The sequence below is a fragment of the Parafrankia elaeagni genome, from assembly GCF_000374165.1.
Lineage (GTDB): Bacteria > Actinomycetota > Actinomycetes > Frankiales > Frankiaceae > Parafrankia > Parafrankia elaeagni.
Genome location: NZ_KB893675.1, coordinates 1 through 5,576, shown reverse-complemented (window position 1 = coordinate 5,576; position 5,576 = coordinate 1). Strand labels below are relative to the sequence as shown.

The following is a 5,576-nucleotide window of genomic DNA, read 5'->3' as shown; positions in this document are numbered from 1 at the left end:
TCCGGACCCACCTCCACAAACCGGGTCACCCCCAGACCCGCGAGGACGTCGACGGCAGCGGCGAACCGAACCGGCTCACGGACCTGACGCACCCAGTAACCCGGATCGNNCCACTGCCCCGCCGTCACCGGCTGCCCCGTCACCGTCGACACCACCGCCACCGACGGCTCGGCGAACCGCAACTCCTCCACCACCGCGGCGAACTCGGCCAGCATCGGTTCCATCAACGCCGAGTGGAACGCATGGCTCGTCCGCAACCGGCTCGACTTCCACCCCTGCCCAGCCACCCGCTCCGCGAACACCTCAACCGCGTCGGCAGGCCCGGAGACCACCACCGCTGTCGGGCCGTTCACCGCAGCCACATCCAACCCGGACTGCTCGCCCAGCAGCGCGACCACCTCAGCCTCACCGGCTTGCACGGCCAGCATCGCCCCACCCGCGGGCAGCGCCTGCATCAACCGGCCCCGCGCCGTGACAAGCCTGGCCGCGTCGGCCAGATCCAATACACCGGCGGTGTAGGCGGCAGCGACCTCACCGATGGAATGCCCGACCAGCACATCGGGGCGGATACCCCACGACTCCACCAGCCCCAGCAGCGCCACCTCGAACGCGAACAACGCCGGCTGCGCATAGCCGGTCTGCTCCAACAGCTCCGGCTCACCGTCGATCACGTCCCGCAACGGCCGGTCCAGATACCGATCCACCTCCGCGCAGGCGCCATCGAACGCATCGGCGAACACCGGGAAGGCCTCATACAACTCCCGACCCATCCCGACCCGCTGCGAACCCTGACCCGTGAACAACACCCCCACCCGACCCGCACCCACCACACCCCGCACCACCTGCGACGAGGAGACACCTCCAGCCAGCGCCGTCAGACCACCACGCAACTCCTCCACATCCCCCGCCAGCACCACCGCACGATGCGCCAACACCGCCCGCCGGATCGACGCCGCACCCACACCCAGCACCCCGCCAGCCGCCTCGGCAACAGCCTCGGCGACCGCGTCCAGCCGCGCCGCCTGCGCACGCAACGCCGCCTCGTCCTGCCCGGACACCACCACCGGCACCACCGGCAGAGTCACCGAAGCAGGATCACCAAAGGCCACCTGCTCGGCTGGTGCCCGCTCAGCTGGTGCCTCTTCGAGGATGACGTGCGCGTTGGTCCCGCTCACTCCGAACGAGGACACACCCGCCCGCCGCGGCCGGTCATCCACCTCGATCCACGGCTGCGCCGACACCAACAGCGAGATGGCCCCCGACGTCCAGTCGACATGCGGAGAAGGCTCATCCACGTGCAACGTCGCCGGCAGAACCCCATGCTGCATGGCCTGGACCATCTTGATGATCCCAGCNACGCCGGACGCGGCCTGGGTATGACCGATGTTCGACTTCACCGACCCCAACCACAACGGCCGATCCCCCGAACGACCCCGACCATACGTCGCCAGCAACGCCTCCGCCTCNATCGGATCCCCCANNACNGTCCCGGTCCCNTGCGCCTCGACNGCATCCACATCNNNNGCCGACAANCCCGCNCCCGCCAACGCCTGACGAATCACCCGCTGCTGCGCCGGCCCATTCGGCGCCGTCAACCCATTCGACGCACCATCCTGATTAACCGCACTCCCCGCCACCACCGCAAGAACCCGATGCCCATACCGCCGAGCATCGGAAAGCCGCTCCACCAGCAGAACGCCGACGCCCTCACCCCACGCCGTCCCGTCCGCACCCGCCGCGAACGACTTACAACGACCATCAGCCGACAGGCCACGCTGCCGGGAGAAGTCGATGAAGGTACCCGGTGTGGACATCACCGTCACACCCCCGGCCAACGCCATCTCACACTCACCCGAGCGCAACGCCTGCACCGCCAGGTGCAACGCCACCAACGACGACGAACACGCCGTGTCCACCGTCACCGCCGGGCCCTCCAACCCGAACGAATACGCCACCCGACCCGACAACACACTCGACGCCGTACCCGTCAGCAGATGACCCTCCACCCCCGCCTCCACCGGCCCCGACCCATACCCCATATAACTCGCACCAACAAACACCCCCACCGACGAACCCCGCAAACCCAGCGGATCAATCCCCGCCCGCTCAAACGCCTCCCACGACGTCTCCAACAGCAACCGCTGCTGCGGATCCATCGCCAACGCCTCACGCGGACTGATGCCAAACAGGCCCGCGTCGAACAATCCCGCGTCATACAGGAACCCGCCCTCACGGGCATACGACGTCCCCACATGATCAGGATCCGGATGGAACAACCCCTCCAGATCCCACCCACGATCCGCCGGGAAGGCACCCATCGCGTCCCCACTCGACGCCAGCAGTCCCCACAAGGCCTCCGGCGTATCCACTCCGCCGGGAAAACGGCACGACATACCGATGATCACTACCGGGTCGTCGGTTATGTCCACCGCCGTGGGCAGAGCCGGAGCCACCACCGTCAGGACACCCGCCAGCTGATCCAGCACAGCATCGGCGAGACGGTCGACACTCGGGTAGTCGAAGGCAAGCGTCGTCGGCAACCGCAACCCGGTCACCGCCACCAACCTGTTCCGCAACTCCACCGCGGTCAGCGAATCGAAGCCCAGTTCCTGAAACGACCGGCCAGAATCGATGAAGGCGGCACTTTCATGCCCCAGAGCTGCGGCAACCTGGTTTCGGACCTCGGCCAGCAAAACGCGGCGGCGTTCGGCGGCGGGCAGTTCCGTCAGCCGCGCGGCCAGAGTAGGCCGGTCAGCCGAGGCGGGACCCGTAGCTCCCCCGGACAGTTCGCTGAGGAAGGGACCGCCGGCGGCGAATTGCTCCCATGCGACGTCGGCGACGACGACCGTCGCCTCCTTTGATCCGACCGCCTTGGCAAGGGCCGCGAGTGCGTGGTCGGCGCGCATGGTCGAGAAGCCGCTGCGCTGGAACTGGCGGGCGTCGGCATGCGCAGCCATCATGCCCGCGTCTTCCCATGGCCCCCAAGCGATCGATGTCGCCGGCAGACCCGCGGCGTACCGGTGTTCGGCGAGGGCATCCAGGTAGGCGTTGGCCGCCGCGTAGTTGGCCTGGCCGGCGTTGCCGAGTACACCCGCCGTCGACGAGAACAGTACGAACGCCTCGAGCGGACGGTCCGTGGTCAGCTCGTGCAGGTAGCGGGCGGATGTCGCCTTGGCCTCCATCACCGCGGCGAGCCGCTCAGGTGTCAGGCTGTCGATCACACCGTCGTCGAGAGTTCCAGCGGCGTGCACCACCGCCGAGAGCTCGCTCACGGACTCCAGAAGAGCGGCAACGGCAGAACGGTCCGTGAGATCGCACGACCGTACGGTCACCCGGGCCGGTATCTCCTTAACCAACGCATCCACGCCGGCGGCTTCCGCACCGCTGCGGCTGACGAGCACCAGGTGCTCGGCGCCGTTCTCCGCCGCCCATCGGGCAACCCGCTTGCCGATCCCACCTGTGCCGCCGGTGATCAGAACCGTTCCGGACGGCTGCCAGGATTGCCCGCTCCGAGCCGGAGCTGGCACCAACCGGCTTACGAAGATGCCACTGCCCCGGACCGCGACCTGCTCCTCATCGCCTGGCAGAGCCGCCAGCACCGCGATAATCCGGGCTGCCGCCCGCCGGTCGATACTCTCGGGCAGATCCAGCAGACCACCCCACCGGTCAGGATGTTCCAGGCCCACGACCCGACCCAGGCCCCACACGGAGGCCAGTTCGGGCCCGGCAGGCCGATCAGACCGGCCGGTGCTCACCGCGCCCCGTGTGACCAGCCACAACGGTGCCTCGATCCTGGCATCGCCAAGCGCCTGTGCCATCAACAGAGCGCTGCCCGGCGACGACGCGAACGACACGACCCCGGCGATCGGCTCTCCGACCGCCCGCAGGCTCTCCGCCAGCGACGACCGGTCCGCGTCCTCACCCGCCGGAACGACGATGATGGCGGCGCCGGCCGCGGACAGCAGCGCACCGAGACCGGCCTGGTCCTCTCCGATCAGCAACCACGTCCCCGACAGGGTGCCCGGCCCGGGGTCGGGGATCGGCTTCCACGTCACCCGGTAACGCCAGCCCTCAGTCATCGAGACCAGGCGCCGCCTCGCCCGCCACGACGCCAACGCCGGCAACACGCTTTCCAGCGATGCCGTCTCCACCCCAAGCTGCGCAGCCAACCCAGACAGATCGTGGCGTTCCACCGACTCCCAGAACCCCGACTCCACCGCATCAGCCGCCCCGCCAGCCCCCACCACCGGAGAGGACTCCAACCAGTACCGCTGACGNTGGAACGCATACGTCGGCAGATCCACCGGCTGTGCCCTGGTACCGGCGAACACACCCGCCCAGTCGACGTCGACGCCGTGCACGAACAGCGACGCGGTTGCCTTCAGCGCGGTGGCGGGTTCGGGGCGATCCCGGCGCACCACCGGAACAAACACCGCACCGGCCCCCGCCCCGGACCCGGCCGCGTCGGGGAGGCACTGCTGCGCCAGCGCGGTCAGGATCCCGTCCGGACCCACCTCCACGAACCGGGTCACACCCATGCCCACAAGGGAGGCGACGGCGTCAGCGAACCGAACCGGCTCACGGACCTGACGCACCCAGTAACCCGGATCGCTCCACTGCCCCGCCGCCACCGGCTGCCCCGTCACCGTCGACACCACCGCCACCGACGGCTCGGCGAACCGCAACTGCTCCACCACCGCGGCGAACTCAGCCAACATCGGCTCCATCAACACCGAATGGAACGCATGACTCGTCCGCAACCGGCTCGACTTCCACCCGGAAGCCGACACCCGCTCCGCGAACACCTCAACCGCCTCGGCAGGACCGGAGACCACCACCGCCGCCGGGCCGTTCACCGCAGCCACATCCAACCCGGACCGCTCACCCAGCAGCGCGACCACCTCAGCCTCACCGGCCTGCACCGCCAGCATCGCCCCACCCACCGGCAGCGCCTGCATCAACCGGCCCCGCGCCGTGACCAGCCTGGCCGCATCCGCCAGATCCAATACACCGGCGGTGTAGGCGGCAGCGACCTCACCGATGGAATGCCCGACCAGCACATCCGGACGTACACCCCACGACTCCACCAGCCCCAGCAGCGCCACCTCGAACGCGAACAACGCCGGCTGCGCATAGCCGGTCTGCTCCAACAGCTCCGGCTCACCATTGATCACATCCCGCAACGGCCGGTCCAGATACCGATCCACCTCCGCGCAGGCGCCATCGAAGGTGTTGGCGAACACCGGGAAGGCCTCATAAAGCTCCCGGCCCATCCCAAGCCGCTGCGAACCCTGACCGGTGAACAGCACCCCTATCCGGCCCGCACCCACCACACCCCGCACCACATTGACCGGTTCCCCACCCGCAGCAAGCCCCTCCAAGCCAGCAGCCAGCTCCGCTCCATCCCCCGCCAGCACCACCGCACGATGCGCCAACACCGCCCGGTGGATGGCCGCGGCCCCGATGCCCAGCAAATCACCATCGGGCACTGCCAGGAGCTGCCCCGCCTGCGCCCGCAACGCCGCCTCGTCCGGCCCGGACACCACCACCGGCACCACCGGCAGAACCACCGGAAC

At 69.0% G+C, this 5,576-nt stretch carries 1 protein-coding gene; it reads right to left on the bottom strand.

Annotated features, from left to right (window positions below):
* On the bottom strand, positions 1–5,273 hold a 5,273-nt coding region (locus B207_RS32460), incomplete at its 3' end, for an SDR family NAD(P)-dependent oxidoreductase (protein ID WP_456095348.1).
* Positions 5,274–5,576 lie beyond the last annotated feature (303 nt).